The organism is Nonomuraea endophytica, assembly GCF_014203235.1.
GTDB lineage: Bacteria > Actinomycetota > Actinomycetes > Streptosporangiales > Streptosporangiaceae > Nonomuraea > Nonomuraea endophytica.
The window spans coordinates 883461-903503 of record NZ_JACHIN010000001.1 but is presented as its reverse complement, the minus strand read 5'-3'; the positions used below and the strand labels follow the sequence as shown (position 1 = coordinate 903503).

The 20043-nt window shown below is 69.1% G+C and carries 20 protein-coding genes and 3 tRNA genes; 13 read left to right on the top strand and 10 right to left on the bottom strand.

What is annotated here, in order from left to right:
* Positions 1-77: 77 nt before the first annotated feature.
* Positions 78-1265 carry a serine/threonine-protein kinase gene (locus tag HNR40_RS04355; protein ID WP_184958513.1) on the bottom strand — a complete coding sequence of 396 codons (1188 nt, stop codon included), beginning with the start codon at positions 1263-1265 and terminating at the stop codon, positions 78-80.
* A gap of 151 nt (positions 1266-1416) precedes the next feature.
* On the opposite strand from HNR40_RS04355, the gene HNR40_RS04350 reads away from it, so the two are divergent.
* From HNR40_RS04350 to HNR40_RS04310, 9 genes are all read left to right on the top strand, one after another.
* A complete protein-coding gene (locus HNR40_RS04350; protein ID WP_184958512.1) occupies positions 1417-2520 on the top strand; it encodes a 4Fe-4S binding protein in 1104 nt (367 codons plus the stop codon).
* On the top strand, positions 2517-3110 hold the full coding sequence (locus HNR40_RS04345; RefSeq protein WP_312896178.1) for an NADH-quinone oxidoreductase subunit J family protein: 594 nt from the start codon (positions 2517-2519) through the stop codon (positions 3108-3110). The genes HNR40_RS04350 and HNR40_RS04345 overlap by 4 nt, the downstream gene beginning before the upstream one ends.
* Positions 3110-3610 carry an NADH-quinone oxidoreductase subunit NuoK gene (gene nuoK / locus HNR40_RS58105; protein WP_312896177.1) on the top strand — a complete coding sequence of 167 codons (501 nt, stop codon included), beginning with the start codon at positions 3110-3112 and terminating at the stop codon, positions 3608-3610. The genes HNR40_RS04345 and nuoK overlap by 1 nt, the downstream gene beginning before the upstream one ends.
* The gene (locus tag HNR40_RS04335; RefSeq protein ID WP_184958511.1) at positions 3607-5550 is read left to right on the top strand and encodes an NADH-quinone oxidoreductase subunit 5 family protein; all 1944 of its coding nucleotides are present in this window, start codon (positions 3607-3609) and stop codon (positions 5548-5550) included. The genes nuoK and HNR40_RS04335 overlap by 4 nt, the downstream gene beginning before the upstream one ends.
* On the top strand, positions 5547-7229 hold the full coding sequence (locus tag HNR40_RS04330; RefSeq protein ID WP_184958509.1) for a complex I subunit 4 family protein: 1683 nt from the start codon (positions 5547-5549) through the stop codon (positions 7227-7229). Before HNR40_RS04335 ends, HNR40_RS04330 begins: the two co-directional genes overlap by 4 nt.
* Entirely contained in the window at positions 7226-8734 is a 1509-nt protein-coding gene (locus HNR40_RS04325; RefSeq protein WP_184958507.1) for an NADH-quinone oxidoreductase subunit N, read from the top strand. The genes HNR40_RS04330 and HNR40_RS04325 overlap by 4 nt, the downstream gene beginning before the upstream one ends.
* Positions 8735-9094: 360 nt before the next feature.
* Positions 9095-9940 carry a hypothetical protein gene (locus tag HNR40_RS04320; protein WP_184958505.1) on the top strand — a complete coding sequence of 282 codons (846 nt, stop codon included), beginning with the start codon at positions 9095-9097 and terminating at the stop codon, positions 9938-9940.
* A 12-nt stretch (positions 9941-9952) separates the two neighbouring features.
* A complete protein-coding gene (locus HNR40_RS04315; RefSeq protein ID WP_184958503.1) occupies positions 9953-10399 on the top strand; it encodes a hypothetical protein in 447 nt (148 codons plus the stop codon).
* 12 nt (positions 10400-10411) lie between these two features.
* Positions 10412-10555 (top strand): hypothetical protein, encoded by a 144-nt coding sequence (locus HNR40_RS04310; RefSeq protein WP_184958501.1) that lies wholly within the window; start codon positions 10412-10414, stop codon positions 10553-10555.
* A gap of 146 nt (positions 10556-10701) precedes the next feature.
* On the opposite strand, the gene HNR40_RS04305 is transcribed toward HNR40_RS04310, so the two are convergent.
* Both HNR40_RS04305 and HNR40_RS04300 read right to left on the bottom strand, forming a co-directional pair.
* Positions 10702-10783: transfer RNA gene (locus tag HNR40_RS04305), tRNA-Tyr, on the bottom strand.
* A gap of 90 nt (positions 10784-10873) precedes the next feature.
* Entirely contained in the window at positions 10874-11215 is a 342-nt protein-coding gene (locus tag HNR40_RS04300) for a cupin domain-containing protein (RefSeq protein WP_312896176.1), read from the bottom strand.
* A gap of 218 nt (positions 11216-11433) precedes the next feature.
* Here HNR40_RS04300 and HNR40_RS04295 point away from each other — a divergent pair, with 218 nt between their 5' ends.
* The 3 genes from HNR40_RS04295 to HNR40_RS04285 all read left to right on the top strand — a co-directional run bounded on the left by HNR40_RS04295 (position 11434) and on the right by HNR40_RS04285 (position 15042).
* Positions 11434-11925 carry a YajQ family cyclic di-GMP-binding protein gene (locus HNR40_RS04295; protein WP_184958497.1) on the top strand — a complete coding sequence of 164 codons (492 nt, stop codon included), beginning with the start codon at positions 11434-11436 and terminating at the stop codon, positions 11923-11925.
* Between the two features lie 760 nt (positions 11926-12685).
* Positions 12686-13537 (top strand): zinc metalloprotease HtpX, encoded by an 852-nt coding sequence (gene htpX / locus HNR40_RS04290; RefSeq protein WP_184958495.1) that lies wholly within the window; start codon positions 12686-12688, stop codon positions 13535-13537.
* Positions 13538-13560: 23 nt separating this feature from the next.
* Positions 13561-15042 carry a hypothetical protein gene (locus tag HNR40_RS04285; protein WP_184958493.1) on the top strand — a complete coding sequence of 494 codons (1482 nt, stop codon included), beginning with the start codon at positions 13561-13563 and terminating at the stop codon, positions 15040-15042.
* Here HNR40_RS04285 and HNR40_RS04280 read toward each other — a convergent pair.
* Entirely contained in the window at positions 15017-15487 is a 471-nt protein-coding gene (locus HNR40_RS04280; protein WP_184958491.1) for an NUDIX hydrolase, read from the bottom strand. The two genes, HNR40_RS04285 and HNR40_RS04280, sit on opposite strands and share 26 nt — an antisense overlap.
* Before the next feature lie 93 nt (positions 15488-15580).
* On the opposite strand from HNR40_RS04280, the gene HNR40_RS04275 reads away from it, so the two are divergent.
* The gene (locus HNR40_RS04275) at positions 15581-16075 is read left to right on the top strand and encodes a flavoprotein (protein ID WP_312896175.1); all 495 of its coding nucleotides are present in this window, start codon (positions 15581-15583) and stop codon (positions 16073-16075) included.
* A gap of 656 nt (positions 16076-16731) precedes the next feature.
* Here HNR40_RS04275 and rpmG read toward each other — a convergent pair.
* From rpmG to HNR40_RS04245, 6 genes are all read right to left on the bottom strand, one after another.
* A complete protein-coding gene (gene rpmG, locus HNR40_RS04270; protein ID WP_101786011.1) occupies positions 16732-16896 on the bottom strand; it encodes a 50S ribosomal protein L33 in 165 nt (54 codons plus the stop codon).
* A gap of 70 nt (positions 16897-16966) precedes the next feature.
* A tRNA-Met gene (locus HNR40_RS04265) sits at positions 16967-17040 on the bottom strand.
* Positions 17041-17197: 157 nt separating this feature from the next.
* Positions 17198-17273: transfer RNA gene (locus tag HNR40_RS04260), tRNA-Thr, on the bottom strand.
* A 51-nt stretch (positions 17274-17324) separates the two neighbouring features.
* Complete coding sequence (locus HNR40_RS04255; RefSeq protein ID WP_184958489.1) at positions 17325-18971, bottom strand: sensor histidine kinase; 1647 nt, start codon at positions 18969-18971, stop codon at positions 17325-17327.
* A complete protein-coding gene (gene cseB, locus HNR40_RS04250; protein WP_184958488.1) occupies positions 18968-19630 on the bottom strand; it encodes a two-component system response regulator CseB in 663 nt (220 codons plus the stop codon). The genes HNR40_RS04255 and cseB overlap by 4 nt, the downstream gene beginning before the upstream one ends.
* Positions 19627-20040: a hypothetical protein gene (locus tag HNR40_RS04245; RefSeq protein WP_184958486.1), complete on the bottom strand. Its 414-nt coding sequence runs from the start codon at positions 20038-20040 to the stop codon at positions 19627-19629. Before HNR40_RS04245 ends, cseB begins: the two co-directional genes overlap by 4 nt.
* Between the last annotated feature and the right edge of the window lie 3 nt (positions 20041-20043).

The following is a 20043-nucleotide window of genomic DNA, read 5'->3' as shown; positions in this document are numbered from 1 at the left end:
CTCACACCCACCAAGTAGCCCGGTCACACCCACCCAGCACCCGGCAACCCGCTCACCACCCCCACACAAGCACCCAGTCAGTGCACGATCGCCAGCATCACCTCTGAGGCCGACGGCCGTTCCCCGGGGGCCTTGTTCAGGCACGACCCGATGACCCCGCGCAACGCAGGCGGCAGCGGCGACAGATCCGGATGAACCGTGAGCACCCTGTTGAAAACCGCAGGAACCGTGTCCTCGCCGAACGCCGGACGCCCCGTGGCGGCGAACACCATGGTCACCGCCCAGCTGAACACGTCGGAAGCCGGACCCACCGCCTCACCCGTCAGCTGCTCGGGCGACATGTACGGCGGTGTCCCGACCATCTTCCCCTGCGTCACCGTGACCTGGTCCAGCGCTCTGGCGATGCCGAAGTCGATCACCCGGGGACCGTCCGAGCCGATCAGGACGTTGCTCGGTTTGAAGTCCCTGTGGACGACGCCCGCCTTGTGGATGGCCGCCAATGCACCGGCTGTGGATAACGCGAGCCGTACCAGACTGTCCTGATCGCGCGGACCGTGCTTCTTGACCAGCTGTTCCAGGGACGGTCCCTCGACGTACTCACTGACGATGTAGGCGTGCTGGCCGGTGATGTTGACGTCGAGAAGCCGAGCTGTGGAGAAGGTCGCCACCCTGCGCGCCGAGTCGACCTCGCGGGCGAACCGCGCGCGGGCCGTCTCGTCCACCAGATCGTGCAGGACCTTGACCGCGACCCGGTTGCCGTTGGGCGCCGTCGCGAGATACACCGCGCCCTGGCCGCCGCGGCCCAGCAGGTGGAGGACGCGGTACGGCCCGATCCAGCCGGGATGTCCGGGCTGGCTCTGGAAGCCGGTGTGGCCGGGCGGCGGCTGGTAGGTGGGGGTCGTGACCCGATGGTGCAGGTCCATCGGGGGCTTGACGCGGGCCTTGGCCATGAAGGGGACCAGGATGCCGCTGTGGATCACGCCGCCCAGCCAGCTGATGCCGAAACCGATGGTGATCAGCGAACGCATCGGCTCGGGTATCTGCTCGAACTCCTCGTATCCCGCGATGGTGATCAGGAACGAGCCCACGAACACCGTGTAGACGACGGCGGCGATCGCGTGGAAGGTGCTGCGCAGCCAGAAGGCGGCGAAGCCGATGGTGAACGGAGTGGCCAGGCCGCAACTGATGAAGGGGAGGATCGCCCAACCCACGAAGGCAGCCCAGATCCCGGCGCTGGGGCGGGGGACGGGGTGGGGGTGTGGCATGCCGGAACACTATCGGTCGGGGGTGACAGGGCGAGGGGGAGCGGCTCTCCTGTGGATAACTCGGGGACAGCCTGTGGATGTCTGTGGAAAAACTGGGGACAACAGTCTGGCTCATTCACCTCAGACGCATAGTGCGTCATGATGTTGAACCATGGTGCGGATACCGGGAGTAGGACTGGCAAAGGGGCTGTCCATCACCCTGCGCCACATGCTGCGCAGATCAGTGACGCAGCAATACCCCGAGGTCAAACCCGCCCTTCCAGCGCGCAGCCGCGGGGTCATCGCGCTGGTCGAGGAAAACTGCACCTCCTGCATGCTGTGCGCCCGCGAATGCCCCGACTGGTGCATCTACATCGACTCCCACAAGGAGACGCTCCCCGCACCGGAAGGCGGCCGCCCCCGCCAGCGCAACGTTCTCGACCGTTTCGCCATCGACTTCGCCCTCTGCATGTATTGCGGCATCTGCATTGAGGTGTGCCCGTTCGACGCGCTGTTCTGGTCGCCCGAATTCGAGTACGCGGAGGGCGACATCCGCAACCTTCTCCACGAGAAGGAGCAGCTCGGGACATGGGTCGAGACCGTCCCGCCGCCGCCGGCCCACGACGCGGGCGCGGAGCCTCCCAAGGAACTGACCGCCGCCCCCCGCCGCCCATCCGGTACGGCAGGCCCCTCCGCCAGGCAGGCGCCCTCAGACACCCCCACACCCCGCCGAACCCCCAGAACCCGCGACACCCCAGAGGCGAAACCGCCCCCAGAAGGCTCTACGGAGGCAACGCCCACAGATAGCTCGTCCACAGATGGCTCGTCCACAGCGAAACCACCCGCTGACCGGACACCCCCAACCGCAACGCCCCCACAGACTTCACGTGCCGAGGCAACACCCCCAGAGGCTTCACTCCCCGAGGCAACGTCCCCAGAGGCGACCCCCACAGAGGGATCGCTCACCGAGGCGACGCCCACAGGCGCGAAGCCTACGGCGGAACCGCCCGCAGGAACGGCTCCAGAACCGGCGGAAGAGCCCACACCCCCCGCTAGCGCGCCCAAGACAGAGGCCGAGGGCGGGCAGTTGTCCACAGGCGAGCAGTCCGGCGACAAGTTGTCCACAGGTTCGGGCGAGTCGTCGCGGCCGCCCGATTCGGGGGAGCAGACTTCTGCCGCGAGCCCGCGCAGGCGGCGGATGGCCGATCCACGGTCCATCCGTCCACCTGGGCAGCTGCAGTCCGGCGAGACACAGGAGTCCGAGGAGGATTCGTGACCGAGGCGGCGCCCTTCCTGCCACCCACCACGCAAGAAGTCGTGTTCTTGCTCCTGGGCGCGGTGGCCGTCGGATCGGCGCTGCTTGTCGTCACCACCAAGCAGCTCGTCCACGCCGCCCTGTGGCTGGTCCTCTGCTTCGGCGCCCTGGCCGGCGGCTATCTGGTGCTGACCGCGGAGTTCGTCGCCTGGGTGCAGGTGCTGATCTATGTGGGCGCGGTGGTGGTGCTGCTGCTGTTCGGCATCATGCTGACGCGCGCTCCCATCGGACGCTCGGCCGACCTCGACAGCGGCAACCGCGTCGTGGCCGCCGTCGTCGCGCTGGCGACGGCCGCGGTCCTGGTCACGGTCGTGATCGACGGCTTCCGCACGGCGTACGCGCCGCTGAAGCCGGGTGAGGGCGCGGCGGGCGAGCTGGGCGCGAGCGTGTTCAGCACGTGGGTGCTGCCGTTCGAGGCGCTCTCCGTGCTCCTGCTCGCGGCGCTGATCGGCGCCATCGTCCTGTCCCGCACCGACATCCGCGGCGCCCCGCCGTCCGCGGGCGAGGCCGGCGGCGATCCGGCTCCGGCTGAAGGTCCCGGGGGGCCCTAGTGCACATCGTGTACCCCGCGGTCGTCTCCGCGTTGCTCTTCTCCATCGGCGTCTACGGCGTGCTGGCCAGACGCAACACGATCCTCGTGCTGATGTCGGTCGAGCTCATGCTCAACGCCGTCAACATCAACCTGGTCGCGTTCGACATGTGGCTGGCCGACGTGCTCCACAGCGGTCAGGTGCTCACGCTGTTCATCATCGTGATCGCGGCGGCAGAGGTGGGTCTCGGCCTGGCGATCGTGCTCGCGCTCTTCCGCAACCGCCAGAGCGTCGACCTCGACCGCCTGCGCGCCCTGGCCGAACCCGCCGACCCGGCCACCACAGCCGACGGCGACAACGGCGCGGGCGGCGACAACGGCGCGCGTGCCGACGACCACCAGCCCGCCGGACTCGACACGGTCACCTCACCCCAGCTCACCGCACGCGGCAACGGCGCCTCCGACCAGGGCGACGGCGTCGGCCGGCCCGGTCACCCCGCCAGGCGAGGAGGCAACGCATGAGCACGACATCCTCGCCGTTCCCCCTGCTGATCGTGGCGCTGCCGTTCCTCGCGGCCTTCGCGGGCCTGCTCCTTTCCCGCTGGCCAAGAACTCGTCGACCACAACCGGGGGCCGCCGAAGCGAAGGGGCAGGAAGCAGGCCACCAGCACCGGGGAGGCAACCGGCGCGCGGCCTGGATCGCCGTCCTTCCCACCGCCGTCTCGGCCGCTCTGGCGCTCTGGCTGGCGGCCGCTCAGGGCTTCGCGTTCTTCGCCGAACGCGCGGTCGATCCGGTAGGCGCCGACTACGGCGAGATCGTCACCGGTACGGTCCCCATCACGCTGACCCTCCAGGCCGACGCCCTGTCCGGTGTCCTCGGGGTCCTGGTGACCCTGGTGGCGCTGGCCGTACAGGTCTATTCGGTGGGTTATCTCCACGACGACCGGCGCTACCCGTCCTACAGCGCCTTCATCAGCCTGTTCACCAGCGCCATGCTGCTCGTCGTCTACTCCGGCGACCTGCTGGTCCTGTACGTGGGCTGGGAGGTCATGGGCCTGTGCTCCTACCTGCTCATCGGCCACTGGTGGGAAGACCGGTCAAACTCCAGGGCCGCCGTGAAGGCCTTCCTGGTCACGCGACTCGGCGACGTCGGCTTCCTGTTCGGCATCTTCGTGCTCGGCATCTCGGCGGACAGCTTCCGCATCGCCGACGTGCTCGCCAAGGTGCCGGAGATGTCCACGGCCACGCTGGTCACGGCGACCATGCTGTTGCTGGCCGGGGTGGCGGGCAAGAGCGCCCAGGTGCCGCTGCACACCTGGCTGCCCGACGCCATGGCCGGTCCGACGCCGATCAGCGCGCTGATCCACGCCGCCACCATGGTCGCCGCCGGCATCTTCATCGTCGCCAGGCTCTTCCCCGCGTTCCTCGGGGCCAGGCCCACGCTCGACGTGCTGGCCGTCATGGCGGCGCTCGGCATGCTGGGCGCCGCCCTGGCCGCGCTGGCCCAGGACGACCTCAAACGTGTGCTCGCCTATTCGACGATCAGCCAGCTGTCCTACATGGCCGGCGGCCTGGCCGCGGGCTCCGACCACGCGGCCATCTTCCACCTGCTCACGCACGGCGCGTTCAAGGCGCTGCTGTTCCTGTGCGCGGGGGCGGTCATCCACCACGTCGGCTCCAACCTCATGAGCCAGATGGGCGGCCTGCGCCGTGAGCTCCCGGTCACGTTCGCCGCGACCACGATCGGTTTCGCCGCCCTCATGGGCCTGCCACCGGCCAGCGGATTCTTCAGCAAGGACAGCCTCCTGCTGGCCATGGACGGGGCGGTCAGCGGCGCCGCCCTCACCGACGCCGCCGCGCTCCTGCTCTACGCCAGCGCCCTGGCCACCGTCGTCGTCACCGGCGCCTACTCGGCCCGCGCCTGGTTGCGTACGTTCTTCGGACCCGGACGCACCATCGCCCTGCCCGAGCCGCAGCCCGGCACGGCGCACGTGGTCGACACCCGCGAGGCGCCGCCGACGATGCTGATCCCCATCGTCCTGCTCGCGGTCCCCGCCCTCCTGCTGGGCTTCGCCGGCGGCCTCCACCTCGACGTCGGCGTGGCCACGATCAGCGTGGTGCTGGCGCTGCTCGGCTCCGGAGTCGTCTACGCCTTCTGGCGCGGCGATCCGGTGGCCGACCCCGCGCGTATCCTCGGGCCGTTCCGCGTCCCGTGCGAACGCGCCTTCTACGTCGACTCCGTCTACGCGGCCCTGTTCGTCCGCCCGATCCTCGCGCTGTCCCGGCTGGTGGTCAGCACCGACGACCGGGTCGTGGACGGCGCGGTGCGCGGCTCCGGCCGCACGGCCCGTGGCCTGTCGGGGGTCCTGCGCCTCGCGCAGAACGGCAACGTGCAGCTCTACGTCAGCGGCGTGCTCGCCGGAGTGCTCCTGATCGTCGTCGGGGCGGTGATGTTCGCATGAGCGGGCTCAGCTGGCTGCCTGTCGCACTGCTGGCCGTACCTCTGCTGGGTGCTCTTCTGCTGCTCGCACCCCCGCCGGCGCTGCGGCGGACGCTGCGCCTCTACGGCCTCGCCGTCTCCGGCGTGGTCCTGGTGCTGGCCGCGATCATGGTCGCGACTTTCGAGTACGGCCAGGCCGCCCGTATGCAGTTCACCCTCGACCTGCCGTGGATCCCCGGCCTGGGGGTCAGGTTCCACCTGGGAGTCGACGGGATCTCGCTGCCGCTGGTCGCGCTGACCGCCCTGCTGACGTTCCTGTGCTTCGTCTACCTGGGCGTCGGCGACGGCCGCGGCCAGGGCCAGCTGCTCCGCCCCAGAGCGGGCGGCAGCCGGCCGAGGGCGCTGGTGTTCACGCTGCTGGTGCTCGAAGTCGGCATGATCGGCACCTTCCTGGCCCTGGACCTGCTGCTGTTCTTCGTGTTCTTCGAGATCGTGCTGATCCCGATGTACTTCCTGATCGCCGTCTGGGGCGGCAAGGCCCGCCGGGCGGCGGCGGTCAAATTCATCCTCTACACCCTGCTCGGCTCGGTCGTCATGCTGCTGGGCCTGCTGTTCATCTGGGCCCAGGCGGGCACGCTCGACATGGTGGAGCTGGCCGCCCGGCACGGCGCCGGAATGTCCAGGGCGGTGCAGGTGATCGCGTTCCTGGCGGTCGGCATCGGCCTGGCGGTGAAGACCCCGATGTGGCCTTTGCACACCTGGCTGCCCGACGCCCACACCGAGGCGCCGACCGTCGGCTCGGTGCTGCTGGCCGGTGTGCTCCTCAAGATGGGCACCTACGGCTTCGCCAGAATCGCCATCCCGGTCCTGCCCGAGGGCGCCGCCGCACTGGCGCCGTGGCTGGGCGCGCTGGCCGTGGTCGGCATCATCTACGGCTCCCTGGCCTGCCTGGCCCAGCGCGACCTGAAACGGATGATCGCCTACTCCTCGGTCGGCCACATGGGTTTCGTCCTGCTCGGTTTCGCCACGCTGACCACCGTGGGCATCAACGGCGCCCTGTTCGCGAACGTCGCCCACGGCCTCATCACCGGCCTGCTCTTCTTCCTGGCCGGAGCGATCAAGGAGCGCTACTCGACCGCCGACATGCCCTCGATCACCGGCCTGCTCGCCACGCTCCCGCACCTGGGCTCGGTGCTGACGTTCGCGGCCATCGCCTCGCTCGGGCTGCCGGGCCTCGCCGGGTTCTGGGGCGAGATGCTCGCGCTGCTGGGCGCGTTCGATCCGGCCGAGGCGCTGTCACGGCCCCTGTTCCTGACGTTCATGGTCATCGGAGGTCTGGGCGCGGTGCTGACGGCCGCGTACTTCCTGGTCATGCTCTCCCGCGTGACCCACGGACTCCCGGGCAGCAAGGCCGTACCCGTCCCGCCCGGCACCGTCCTGGCCGCGTCGGGGCCGGGCGATGAAGCGACCGGCCCAGAAGCCTCTCTCGCGATCGGCCCGTCCGACGAGACCGCGGACGCGCGCCTGGAGAAGACGGGTGAGCGGATCGGCCTCCTGTCCCACATGCCCGACATCCGCCGCTACGAGATGGCCGCCTGGGTGCCGCTGATCGTGCTGATCCTGCTGTTCGGCCTCTGGCCCGGACTCCTGCTCTCGCTCACCACACCCGCCGTCGAGGCGCTGCTGGGGGTCGTGTCGTGATCCAGTCGATCGACTACTTCGCCATCGCGGCCCCGCTGATCCTGGCGCTGGTGGCGGGCCTGGTGCTGCTGCTCGACGCCTTCCTGCCCGCGACCCGCCGGGTGCGCACCGCGCTCGGCCTCGTCACGCTGACCGGCCTGCTCGCCGCCCTGGCCTTCGTCGTGGCCCAGTCCCCGGCGGCGGCCCAGGGCCTGTCCACGTTCTGCGTCCCGAAGGCACTCAACACCGGCCCCACGCCCATGTGCTCCTTCGTCGTCGACCACTACACCGTGGTCTTCGCCGGTCTGGCCCTGGTGGCCGGGGTCGTCGTGGTGCTGCTGTCGATGACCGAACTCGCGGGCGGCGGCATCCCGGTCGGCGAGTGGTACTTCCTGCTCCTGTGCACCCTGGTGGGCGCCGTCGCGCTCCCCGCCTCCCGTGACCTGATCATGCTCGTGGTCGCGCTCGAACTGGTCTCCCTGCCGGTCTTCGCCCTGACGGCGCTGAAACGCTACGACGGCCGCGGCTCGGAGGCGGCGGTGAAGCTGTTCGTGATGTCCGTGGTCTCGACCGCCGTCATGCTCTTCGGCGTCTCCCTGCTCTACGGCATCACCGGCACCGTCTACCTCAACCGCATGGCCGCGACCCTGAGCGGCCAGCTCCCGGCCCCGGGCGCCCCCGGCGCGCTGCCCTCGGTCGTCGCGGTCGGCGTGGTCCTGGTGACGGCGGGCTTCGCGTTCAAGATCGCCGCCGTCCCGTTCCACTCCTGGGCCGCCGACGTCTACCAGGGCGCGCCCATCCCCATCGCCGCGCTCCTGTCGGTCATCTCGAAGGCCGCCGGATTCGCCGGACTCATCCTGGTCCTCGTGGCCGCCCTGCGCGGCCAGGCGGCGACCTGGTCCCCGTTGATCGCCATCCTCGCCGCCCTGACCATGACCGTGGGCAACCTGCTGGCCATGCGCCAGCGCTCCGCCGTACGCCTGCTCGCCTGGTCCTCGGTGGCCCAGTCCGGCTACATCCTCGCCCCGCTGGCCATCGCCGCGGGATCGGGCGCCGCCATCGCCGCGTCGATGGCCTACCTGGTCCTGTACGCCGCCATGAACCTGGGCGCCTTCGCCGTGGTCATGCTCGTCTCCCGGAGCAGCCCGCGCAACGAGCTGAACGACTACCGTGGCCTCGCCTTCCGCACACCGGTCGCGGGCATCGCCCTGGCCTTCTGCCTGATCTGCCTGGCGGGCCTGCCGCCCGGCCTGGCGGGGCTGTTCGCCAAGGTCGTCGTCTTCCGCGAGATCGTCGAGGGCGGCCTGGGCTGGCTGGCCGTCGTCATGGCCGTCAACACGGTCATCGGCCTGTATTACTACGTGGCCTGGACCGCCCGCGTCGTCACCCCGGCCGCCGCTCCCGCCCACAAGCTCGCCCGGATCCACCCGGCCACCTGGGTCGCCGTCGCCGCCACCCTGGCGGTCGCCGTCCTGTTCTCCGCGGCTCCGCAACTGGTTCTCACCCTGACCACGCTGACGGGCTGACACCGTCGTACGGCGAGCGCGTGGGGCGAATGGCCAACCGAAACCACGGATCGCCGTGCGACAGGCCGACCACGATGAACACTCTGTGGCCGTCGCGTCACGCCTGCTCAACTCGGTGAGCACGGGACGACTCCATCGTCCACGGTCTCACATGATGAGAAAGGCCGCCGCGACGGAAGGCATTTTTGAACACACGACCCTTTTTCGGCAGGGTTGATAAATGTGGCCGTGCGGTTAATGGTAGTTTCAATTTGAATTGGATTGCCCGTGACGACCCGGTCGGCCTGAATTTTGTGTCTTTCCAGCAGCTTGCTTGCCTGTTAACTTCTCTGTGGAATCAACGATCGCGGAGGAGAGGCAATGCTCCACATCGAACTCGACGTCTTTTCTGGACGTCCGAATCCGCACTGGAAGCTCACGGCACGCGAAGAACGCGAACTCATCGAACGGCTCAAGGCGAATCGTTCCGGGCTACGCCAGGTCAACGACGTCGAGTCCAAGCTGGGTTATCGCGGAATGGTCGTGACCGCCGACCGGTCAAGCCAGGAACGCCTCACCGCCTCCGGCCTGCCACCGAGCTTCCGCCTCAGGGAGGCCACCGGCCTGCAGGTGTCGGACGTGACGGAACGCTGGCTGTTACACACCCCCGGCGCGCAGTCCACCATCTCACCCGAGGTCGGCGGCGTCGTCGATCTGACCATCGGCTCCCCGACGGCACAGCAGGAAGGCGGCGGCCAGGCGATCGCGGCCTGCGCGACCTGGTCGTCCACCTGGGCAGACCTCAACACCTTCTGGAACGGCGCCCGCCGTCCCACGAACAACTGCTACAACTTCGCCTCCAGTCTCGCCACCGGCACCTTCGCGCAGCCCGGCCGCGGCACCGGCAGCATCTTCACCGCGCTGACCATCGCCAACATCAAGGCGGCGGTGTTCCGCGACGGCTACACCAGCGCCTGCAACGACGACAGATTCGTCAGCTACGTCTGCATCTGGCCGGGGACGGACTTTCACTTCTACCACCGGATCGCCGATTACTCCGGCAGCCTCCAGCGCTGGGCGCACAAACCAGGAAGCACACCGGCGACCAACGTCGACAATTCCGGACTGGCCATTACCAATCCGGTGACATGCAACCGGGGGCCGTATACAGTGGACGGATCTCCGTACATCTATCCCCGGGTAAATCCGCGGTCCACTATCAACTAGTCAGGGGTTCCAGTGGCTGTCCGGCTTGTTCTCGCGGTGATCGGAGTTTCGCTGTCCATGTTCGCCTGCGGCAATTCTGGCGCCGAGGGCGACTCGCCGAGCGTGGCGACAGTCGAGATTTACTCAGGTCGGCCGAATCCGAGCTGGACCCTCGACAAGTCCGCGCGCTCCGCAGTGGTCACAGCGGTGGACGACCTGCGGGTGGACGAGGGACTCAAGCCACCGGACGAAGGCAAGCTGGGTTTCCGCTGGATCGAGGTGACCGGTCTGGACACCTCGCACGGCCGCGCGGCACGGGCCAAGGTGGCCCCGCGCGTCGTCGCCCTGGAACTGTCGGCCGATCGGCGGGTGGTCCTGCTGGCCGACCCCGAATCGCACACACTCCAGGAGCTGCTGCGGCACGCCGCGGGCCATGTTGACGCCGACGTGCTCAACCTCATCCGTCAACAGATCCGCTAACGGAGGGCACCAATGTCCGAATCAGTCTCACGTCGTACGATCATCGCCGGCATTCTCGTGGGCAGCGCCGCCGCGTTCGCCCTGCAGTCGGAGGCGCTCGCGGGCGCCCCCACCGGCGCCGTCGAGTCCTGGCTGCTGACCACGGCCAAGTTCTGACGAACCAGCGGCGTCACGTGGACCCATGGCCAGGAGGGCACCGCCCGGCAACGGACCGGTAGCAGGCCATGACTCCCGCCGCACTGACCAAAGCGAAGGGCCCCTGGTGCGCTTAGGCGCAGACCAGAGGCCCTTCGTACTGCGTGTGGCAGGTCCAGGGTTCGAACCTGGGTAGGCTAAGCCGACGGATTTACAGTCCGCTCCCATTGGCCACTCGGGCAACCTGCCTTGTCAGACCCGCTTGCGCGGCGACAGGTAGAAGAATAGCGGACTTTCGAGGTGGACGTGACATCAGAATGTCCTGCTTGTGGTCGGGGGTCAGCGGCGCTTCGCGACGGTGAGGAGGACGGCTGAGTCCTCCACGGCCTCGACCGCGTGTACGGCCTGCGGAATGATCAGCAGGTCCCCGGTCATCCCGTCCCAGGACACGCCGTCGGACAGGAGTTTGACCCGGCCGGACACGACGTAAAGGGTGGCTTCGCCGGGATTGTTGTGGTCGTCCATGCGGGATCCGGCGGCCAGGGCGATCAGGGTTTGGCGTAGGACCTGTTCGTGCCCGCCGTACAGGGTGGTGGCGGAGCGGCCGCTTGAGGCGACACGCGCGGTTTCGAGCTGGTTGCGGGCTACCGCGGTCAATGACTGCTTGTTCAAAGGTTCCACCTCTCACCATCCTGGTCGTGGGTATTCCCGCAGCTCACCCCCATCTCCCCGGCCAAGGCTCGGGTAAACGACATTTGACCGGCAGAGCGCCGCGCGCGGATGCTGGCTAGGCTTGTCAGGCTTATCAAGGACTATCGGGCCGCGGCGCCCGTGCGGGCTATCGAGAGTGTAGAAGGCCGAGTCCGCCGTGACTTGGCCCGTCTGAGAGGTTTCGGGCATTGGCAGACTCGTCATTCGACATCGTCAGCAAGATCGACCATCAGGAGGTCGACAACGCGCTGAACCAGACCGTCAAGGAGATCGGGCACCGCTTCGACTTCAAGAACACCGGCGCTTCGATCAGCTGGTCCGGCCAGCAGAACATCGAGATCAAGGCGAACAGCGAGGAGCGCGCCAACGCCGCCCTCGACGTGTTCAAGGAGAAGATCATCAAGCGGGGTCTCTCGCTGAAGATCCTTGACTCCGGCGAGCCGAAGCTGTCGGGCAAGGAGTACCGCATGATGATCGCCCTCAAGGAGGGCATCGACCAGGAGAACGCGAAGAAGATCTCCAAGCTGATCCGCGACGAGGGCCCCAAGGGCATCAAGGCGCAGATCCAGGGCGAGGAGCTTCGGGTCAGCTCCAAGAAGAAGGACGACCTGCAGGACGTCATCACCCTGCTCAAGGGCAAGGACCTCGACGTCGCCCTCCAGTTCGTGAACTACCGCTAGCGACGCTCGGGGCACACCGTGCCCCGAGCCGCTCGCCCACCTTTTCAGAGGTACGGCGGCCGCTCCGCCATTCCCCACCACACGGGCACCCGATCCCGTGGCCGGCCCAAGCACCACACCCCCCGAGAGCCGCACCAGGCCCTGCCCTGCCCGCGACGTGCCGTCCCGAGACGCGCCGTGCGAGGCTCCGACCTGCCCTGCCCGCAACGTGCCGCCCGCCACGCGCTGTGCCGCTCGGCTGAAGGGGCAGCGCCAGTCCTGAGGTCATGTCCCGTGCGTGCCGCGCCACTCCGGACGAAGTTCACGTCGCTTCGAATCCGTGGTCCCGGCCAAGGCTTGTGCGGTGAGGCTCGGGCCGAGGGTGCCCCTGACCGCTCCGGCCCAAGGCTTGTGCCGTGTTGCTCGGGCCGAGGGTGCCCCTGACCGCTCCGGCCCAAGGCTTGTGCGGTGAGGCTCCGGCCGAGGGTGGCCCTGACCGCTCCGGCCCAAGGCTTGTGCCGTGTTGCTCCGGCCGAGGATGTCCCTGACCGCTCCGGCCAAGCTCCACCCCTGCTGACGGCCCCTTGACCGCATGCCGTACCCCTGACTGGGGGTTGTGGGCTTGTGGGGGTCACAAGTTTGCGCAGGTCAGCGTCTCCAATATCCGGTCAAGTCGGGGAACGGGGGATTTCCGGAACGCCGTGCGGGATGGTGGAGCGGGAACGTTGAGGTAGGGGATGGACGTTGGAAGTGGTGAACCCAGACCACGGAAGGGGGAGCCTTGCGTCGCAACGGTGTGCGCACTGCCGTGCTACTTGGCGGATTGTCGGCAGGAATCCTCGTCGTGGGCACCTGGGTGGGTGGCAGGGTCGGGCTGCAGATCGCGGTGCTGATGGCGCTGGGCACCTCCGGCGTCGCGTATTTCTTCTCCGACCGGATCGCGCTGTCGGCCATGCGGGCCCGGCCGGTCAGTGAGGTCGAGCAGCCGACGCTTTACAAGATCGTGCGCGAGCTGTCCACGGAGGCGCGGCAGCCGATGCCGAGGCTCTACATCTCGCCGACGGCCCAGCCGAACGCCTTCGCCACGGGCAGGAGCCCCAGGCGGGCGGCGATCTGCGTGACGTGGGGGCTGACCCGGCTGCTGGACGAGCGGGAGCTGCGCGGGGTCATCGGGCATGAGCTGTCACACGTGTACAACCGCGACATCCTCCTCTCGTCCGTCACGGCGGCGCTGGCCACGATGATCACCTGGGTCAGCTACGTCGCGGTGTTCTTCGGCGGCTCGGACGACGATGAGGGCCCAGGGTTCCTGGGGGCGCTGCTGATGATGGTGCTGGGCCCGGTGGCGGCCGGCATGGTGCAGATGGCGATTTCCCGGACACGCGAGTTCCAGGCGGACGAGTCGGCCGCCCGGCTGACCGGCGACCCGCTGGCTCTGGCCTCCGCGCTGCGGAAGATCGAGATGGGCGCCCGGCGGCTGCCGTTGCCGGAGAACAGCCGCCTGACCTCGGCCTCGCACCTGATGATCGCCAACCCGTTCAGCGGATCGGGACTCGGCCGGATGTTCTCCAGCCACCCGCCCACCTCGCAGCGAGTGGCGAGGCTGGAGCGAATGGCGGGCTACCGGCGCTGAGGCGGCTCCGGCACAATTGGATCATGGGGTTACGTATGCGGCTCACCGCGGCCGAGCAGCGTGTATGGAAGGCGTTCGAGACGGGCGCCTGGGCCGAGTTCGCCGACCCCATCACCGGTCCCGGCTGTACCGCCGGCCAGAACGCGCCCACCGACGGCGAGACCTGGGGCCCCGAGCGCACCGTGCGCGGCGAGGTCATCTCGGCCCTGCTCCTCGGCGCTCACGAACCCGACGCGGGAACCGCTCCTGCCGTACGGCTGCGCGGCGCCCGCATCACCGGCCAGATCGCCCTCAGAGGGGCGAACACCGCATACGAGCTCGCGGTCAGCGGCTGCCACCTGGAGGAACCGGTCGACTGCGCCGGCGCGACCACCAGGACGCTGCGGTTCACCGACTGCCACCTGCCCGGACTGCGCGGCAGCGGCATGCGGGTGGCCGGGCACATGAGTTTGTCGGGTTCGATGGTGACCGGCTCGATCCGGGTGGCGCGGGCGGTGTTCGAGAGCGGCCTCTGGCTCGGCGGCACGAAGATCACCACCACGGACGAGTGGGCGCTGTGGTCGGGCGCGATGGTGGTCGACGCCGGCCTCTACCTTAACAATGCCGACATCACCGGCGGCCTACGCCTGGTCGGGGCGCGGCTCAACGGCGGCCTGTTCATGAGCAACGCCACCATCCGCAACCCCGGCAAGGACGCGCTGGCCGCCGACAACATCACGGTCGAAGACATCTTCGAAGGCGACTTCCAGGCTTTCGGGGTGGTACGCCTGCGCGGCGCCCGCGTCAACGGCACCCTGTCGATCACCGGCGCCATCCACAGTCCCGACACGCCGTACGCGCTGCACGCCAGCCACATGGAGGTCCGCGAACTCGTCCTCAAGCCGGCCGAGCCCATCGAGGGCGTTGTCAGCCTCGCCCACTCCCGCGTCGGCACGCTCCGCGACGACCCCGACACCTGGCCGGAAAAGCTCCGCCTGAACGGCCTGGTCTACGAAGCACTGCGCGGCAGCGGCGTCACCAAGCGCATCGACTGGGCCGGACGGGATCCGGCGGGGTTCCGGCCGCAGCCGTACGAGCAGCTCGCCGCGTGGTGCCTGCGCGACGGGAACGAGCATCTGGCCCGCCGCACCCAGCTGGCCAAGCTGCGGGCGCGCCGCCGTACCTCACCGCTCAGCGGCCGTATCTGGGGCAATCTCCTCGACATCACCGTCGGGTACGGCTACCGCCCCTGGCTGGCCTCGATCTGGTTCGTGCTGCTGCTGGTCGTGGGCACGGTCGTGTTCGCCCTGAACCCACCCAGAGCGCTCAAGCCAGCGGAAGCGCCCGTGTTCGACGCGTTCGCCTACACCTTCGACCTGCTGCTGCCGATCGCGGCATTCGGGCAGCGGGAGTTGTTCGATCCGGCCGGTTGGACCCAGGGGCTGGCGTACGGCCTGATCGCCGCCGGGTGGATCCTGGCCACCGCGCTGATCGCCGGAGCTACCCGGATTCTCCGTCCGGTGTGATCTTGCGAAGAATGGCCGGAAGGTCCACGGGGAAGATGGTCTCGTCCGTCGCTTCGAGTTCCTCCAGGCTCCACCAGCGGTGTCCCAGCGTGGTGTCCTTCTCCACGTCCTCCATGTGCTCGAACGAGACTTCCGCGCCGGTCACCCGGATCGCGAAGAACGTCTGGTCCTGCGTGATCGCGTACTCGGCGAAGTTGAACGAGATCGTCCCGGTCGCCAGCGGCCCGGTGAACTCACCGGCGGGCGCCGCGATCCCGGCCTCCTCGAACAGCTCCCGGACCGCCGCGTCCAGCAGCGTCTCATCGGCCTCGGCCGCGCCGCCGATCGTGAACCAGAACGGCTCATCCGGCCTGGCCGGATCGAACCCGTGCAGCAGCAGGACCCGGCCTTCGTCGTTGATGGGGAGCGCGCGGCCGGTGAACCGGCGCAGGGGGATCTTCGTCACGACCGACAGCTTAAGCCGCCTCGCGTTTCAAGGTCGGCGATCACCGCGAACCGGGCATAGAACGTCGAACTCATCGGCAACTAGCCTGGCCTGGTGAAGGTCCTCTACGTCATCGTCTGCGCCGCCGCGCCCGCCTCGGACGTCGGCCGCCTGGTCGAACTGGCCCAGGACGCCGGATGGGCCGTCCAGATCGTCGCCACCCCGCAGGCCCTGGACTTCATCGACGTGCCCGCGCTGGAGCTCCAGACCGGCCAGGCCGTCCGCAGCCGCTACCGCAAACCCCACGAACCCAAGCCACCCAGACCCGACGCGATCATCGTCGCCCCGGCCACCTTCAACACCGTGAACAAGTTCGCCCAGGGGATGACCGACTCATACGCGCTCGGCCTGCTCGCCGAGGCGCCCGGACTGGGGATCCCGGTAGTGGTGCTCACCTTCGTCAACGCGGCACTGTCGGCCCGCGCGCCGTTCATGCGGAGCGTGGAGAGCCTGCGCGCCGAGGGCGTCGTGGTGGTGGAGGGCTCAGACGGCGAACAACAAACCCAGCCCTGGGACCTGGCCCTCAGAGAACTCACCCCACCCCAATGATCCAGTACGGCCCGCCGCCCCCAGTTGCCGGGACACGCGGGGTCCCGCTCCACCCAACGGCTAGCCCGAGGGGTGTGGGCCAGGCGGGGTGGCCCGGGGCCTTGGGGCGGGTGCGGGAGGTACGGTACCGAGGGCTGCCGAGCGAGCCCCGGTGGACCGTCGCGAGCTGTCCCGGAGACGACTACAGCGCTGGGCCGTGGCGGTGGTGATCGTGACGTGTGCCCGTGTCGCCAGCGGGGTTGGGCCAGGGAGTCTGCGGGCCAGGCGTGGGGTGCTGCGGGAAGTCCGCGGAGTTGGCCCCGGGAGGCCGTAGGCCAGGGCTGGGGTGCCGCAGGAAGTCTGCGGGCCAGGGCTGGGGTGCTGCGGGAAGTCGGTGGGCGGTCGCGACGCTTTGCGTGACGCCGACGGCGGTTAGGCCCGGAAGCCTGCGGGCGGGACCGGGCGGCTGTGGGGCGAGGGCAGGTGGCGTTGAGCCGGGGGTGGCCTGCGAGGGGTTTTGGGTGGAGAAATGCGACAAACCGGCGCCTCGGGTTGAGGTGCCGGTTCGTGCGGTGTGTTGCAGGAGTGTCTGCCCTGCGGAGAACCCGGGCCGCGTGTGGAATCGCGGCTGAGGCGCGGTCGGCCGGATCGGGAGGTGGCCTGGCCGCGGCCGAGTGCTAGCGGGTCTCGCGGTGCGCGCGGTGGGTGCGGCAGTTGGGGCAGTACTTCTTCAGCTCAAGCCGATCCGGGTCGTTGCGCCGGTTCTTCCGCGTGATGTAGTTGCGGTGCTTGCACTCCTGGCAGGCCAGCGTGATCTTCGGCCTAACGTCGGTGGCAGCCACGTGGGAGTGCCTTTCTACGTTCGGGACATGGACATACCCGTGCCCAGGCCAGGTGACCTGAGAAGGGCCGTAGCGGAGGCCGGACTTGAACCGGCGACACAACGATTATGAGCCGTTTGCTCTGCCTGACTGAGCTACTCCGCCTGGAGCCGGGCGAAACAACCCGGACCCGTAGAGGATACCCGACCTCGGGAGCACATACGTACATGACCTGGTCAGGTGGGTTGACCTCATCTATGCCTCACCACTGAACTCATAACAAAAGCCTCGACCGAAAACTTCCGGTGAGGCCTGGTGAAGCTGGAGCCCCCAAACGGAATCGAACCGTTGACCTTCTCCTTACCATGGAGACGCTCTGCCGACTGAGCTATAGGGGCCTGTCCGCAGGCGCTGTCTGCGTTGCGGACAGGTGTAACCATACACGGCAGTCAGCGATGATGCGAACTGGTTCCAGGCAATCTCAGGGTCACCACGGCACCCGTGTCCGTGTTGCCGAACTCCAGGTCAGCACCCAGCATCCGGGCCTGCCCGGCGGCGATCGTCAACCCCAATCCGACCCCCGTCCCGCGGGCGCGAGCACCGCTGGCGAACCGCTGAGGACCATGTTCTCGCAGTACGGCCAGCATGTCCGCCGGGAACCCCTGCCCATGATCCGCCACCCGCACCGTCGTGCCGTCCACGGTGACCGTGACCGGCGGCCGCCCATGGCGCACGGCATTGGTCACAAGATTGGCCAGAATGCGCTCAACCCGCCGCGGATCGGTCTCCACCTCAACATCCCGCACCACCACCACCCGCACCCCGGCGCCCCCGCTCGCCGGGTAATCCGTCCCAGGAAGGGCGTCGCTCGGAACGGGGCTCCCTTCGCAAGCCGCCTCCGGGAGGGCGCTGTCGTTCGCGTGGGTGTGGTCCAACCCCGGCGGCGGGGCTGGAGTATCGGGGTTGGGGGTGTCGTCGTCCGGCGTGGAAGAGCGGGGGTGTTCTGGAGCCGCGTGGTCGGGTGTGGCCGTCGAGGGGGTGGGCGCGGGGGTGGCGTGGGCGGCGGTGATGGCTCGGTGGGTCAGGGCGCTCAGCAGGCGGCGTTCCAGGGTGGGTTGGTCGGTGTGGGCGTCCAGGCGGGCCACTTCGAGGATGTCTTCGACCAGCCTCGCCAGTACGGCGGCGCGGTCGCGGACCAGCTCGGCAGGACGGCCGGGAGGCAGCAGTTCGGCGGCCGTGAGCAGGCCGGTGACCGGGGTGCGCAGCTCGTGCGCGATGTCGGCTGTCACGCGGCGTTCCGCCTCCAGCCTGGCCTGGAGCGCGTCGGCCATCTGGTCCAGCGCTCTGCCCACCGCCACGACCTCGTCCCCCCGCCAAGCGCTCCTCGAACGGGAGGACACAGACACGACCGCGTGGTCCGCTGGCGGTGGTGCGGAAGAGGGCGATGACGGGCCGACAACCGGTGAGCCGGGCGTGGGCGGGCTCCCGGATGGCGCGGGCGCGAGTGGGTCGGGCGTGGATGGGTCCCCGGGTGGCGCGGGCGCGAGTGGGTCGGGCGTGGAGAACGCGGTGGGTGGCGCGACAAGGGCCGGGGGTGGGGTGACGCGGGCGGTCAGGTCGCCGGAGGCGATGGTGGTGGCGGTTCGGGAGACGTGGCGGAGGCGGCGGCTCAAGCCTGTGGCCACCGCGATCCCCGCCAGACAAGCCACCAACGTGGCCAGCGCCCCCGAGGTGAGCAGGGTGCGGTCGAGGGCGGCCAGCTGGGCCTGTTCGGGGTGGTAGGGGCGGGTTAGGGAGACGGTCTTGCCGGACAGGGTGGTGGCGGCCCAGAGGGTGTCGCCGTCCAGGTACGTGGCTCGGACCGGGCGGGCGGTGATCTCGCGGGACAGCGGCGCGGGGACGGGGCCGACGGTCAGGCCGGCGTCCTGGCCCTCCGCCTGGCGGGCCAGGAGCGACTGGAACTGGCCGTCGAGGGTACGGCGCGCGGTGTCGAGCTGGGTGTCGGCGGTGCGCAGGTGAACGAGGACTCCGATGGCCGTGGCCACCGCCACCGCGGTCAGAGCCAGCGACAGGGCGATCTTCAGGCGCAGGCTCATGAGCGCCTCAGCTTGTAGCCGAACCCGCGTACGGTCTCGACCCGGTCGTTGCCGATCTTGAAGCGCAGGCGCTGCACGTGTACGTCGACGACGCGGGTGTCGCCGTCCCAGGCGTAGTCCCAGACGTTCTGCAGCAGGGTGTCCCGGGACAGGACGATCCCGGCGTTCGCCGCGAACTCCAGCAGCAGCTTCAGCTCGGTCGGGGTCAGGGACAGGAGGGTGCCGCCCCGCCGTACCTCCATGGACTGGGTGTCGATGGTCAGGTCGCCGAACGTCAGGACGGCGGGGGCGCTCGTGGCGGCGGCGCGGCGCAGGACGGCGCGGATGCGGGCGTGCAGGACGCCCAGTTCGAACGGTTTGGTGACGTAGTCGTCGGCGCCGGCCTCCAGGGCGTTGATCACGTCTATGGCGTCCGACCTGGCCGAGATCATGATGATGGGGACGTCGCCCGCCTGCCTGATGCGCCGGGCCAGGCTGACGCCGTCGAGGTGGGGGAGCATGATGTCGAGGAGGGCCACGTCGGGAGGCTGGCGTTGGAAGGCGGACAGGCCGGACAAGCCATCCGATGCCGTGCGTACGGCCAGGCCGTGGCGTTCGAGCGCGAGCTGGGTGGCCTCGCGGATCACGGCGTCGTCCTCGACGAGCAGAACGTCGGTCATCGGGGCGGCACCTCCAGCTTCTGGTCGGTCAGGTCGTCCTTGATCTTGTGGCCGGAGGTGACGGTGAAGCGGGCGTAGTAGCCGGTGCGCTCGAACCGCGTCAGGCCGGTGAGGGTGATCGTGGCGGGGTAGCCCTTCTCGCAGCCGGGCAGGCACCAGGTGCCGCTCACTTGGCCGGTGCCGACTGCTTGCTCGCCGCCCCAGGACTGCCAGCGCACGCCGTTCATGCTGCTGAACTCGGTGAGCGCGAAGTCCGACGGGCGTTGCAGGGCATCGCCCATGTAGGCGACGACGTAGACGGGACCGCGGGACTCCGACGGCGGCGCCGGGCCCTCGACCCGGACTCCGCCGGCGGCGCCGCAGGCCGCCGTGAGGGCGAGCGCGAGGAGCGTCAGAGCCTGTTTTCGCATGTC

What these genes read in the sequence shown, in the direction of transcription:
- HNR40_RS04350 (WP_184958512.1), top strand. Translation starts at nt 1,417, where the DNA reads ATGGTGCGGATACCGGGAGTAGGACTGGCAAAGGGGCTGTCCATCACC.
- HNR40_RS04285 (WP_184958493.1), top strand. Translation starts at nt 13,561, where the DNA reads ATGGGGTTACGTATGCGGCTCACCGCGGCCGAGCAGCGTGTATGGAAG.
- HNR40_RS04310 (WP_184958501.1), top strand. Translation starts at nt 10,412, where the DNA reads ATGTCCGAATCAGTCTCACGTCGTACGATCATCGCCGGCATTCTCGTG.
- HNR40_RS04320 (WP_184958505.1), top strand. Translation starts at nt 9,095, where the DNA reads ATGCTCCACATCGAACTCGACGTCTTTTCTGGACGTCCGAATCCGCAC.
- HNR40_RS04255 (WP_184958489.1), bottom strand. Translation starts at nt 18,971, where the DNA reads ATGAGCCTGCGCCTGAAGATCGCCCTGTCGCTGGCTCTGACCGCGGTG.
- HNR40_RS04245 (WP_184958486.1), bottom strand. Translation starts at nt 20,040, where the DNA reads ATGCGAAAACAGGCTCTGACGCTCCTCGCGCTCGCCCTCACGGCGGCC.
- HNR40_RS04355 (WP_184958513.1), bottom strand. Translation starts at nt 1,265, where the DNA reads ATGCCACACCCCCACCCCGTCCCCCGCCCCAGCGCCGGGATCTGGGCT.
- cseB (WP_184958488.1), bottom strand. Translation starts at nt 19,630, where the DNA reads ATGACCGACGTTCTGCTCGTCGAGGACGACGCCGTGATCCGCGAGGCC.
- HNR40_RS04330 (WP_184958509.1), top strand. Translation starts at nt 5,547, where the DNA reads ATGAGCGGGCTCAGCTGGCTGCCTGTCGCACTGCTGGCCGTACCTCTG.
- HNR40_RS04335 (WP_184958511.1), top strand. Translation starts at nt 3,607, where the DNA reads ATGAGCACGACATCCTCGCCGTTCCCCCTGCTGATCGTGGCGCTGCCG.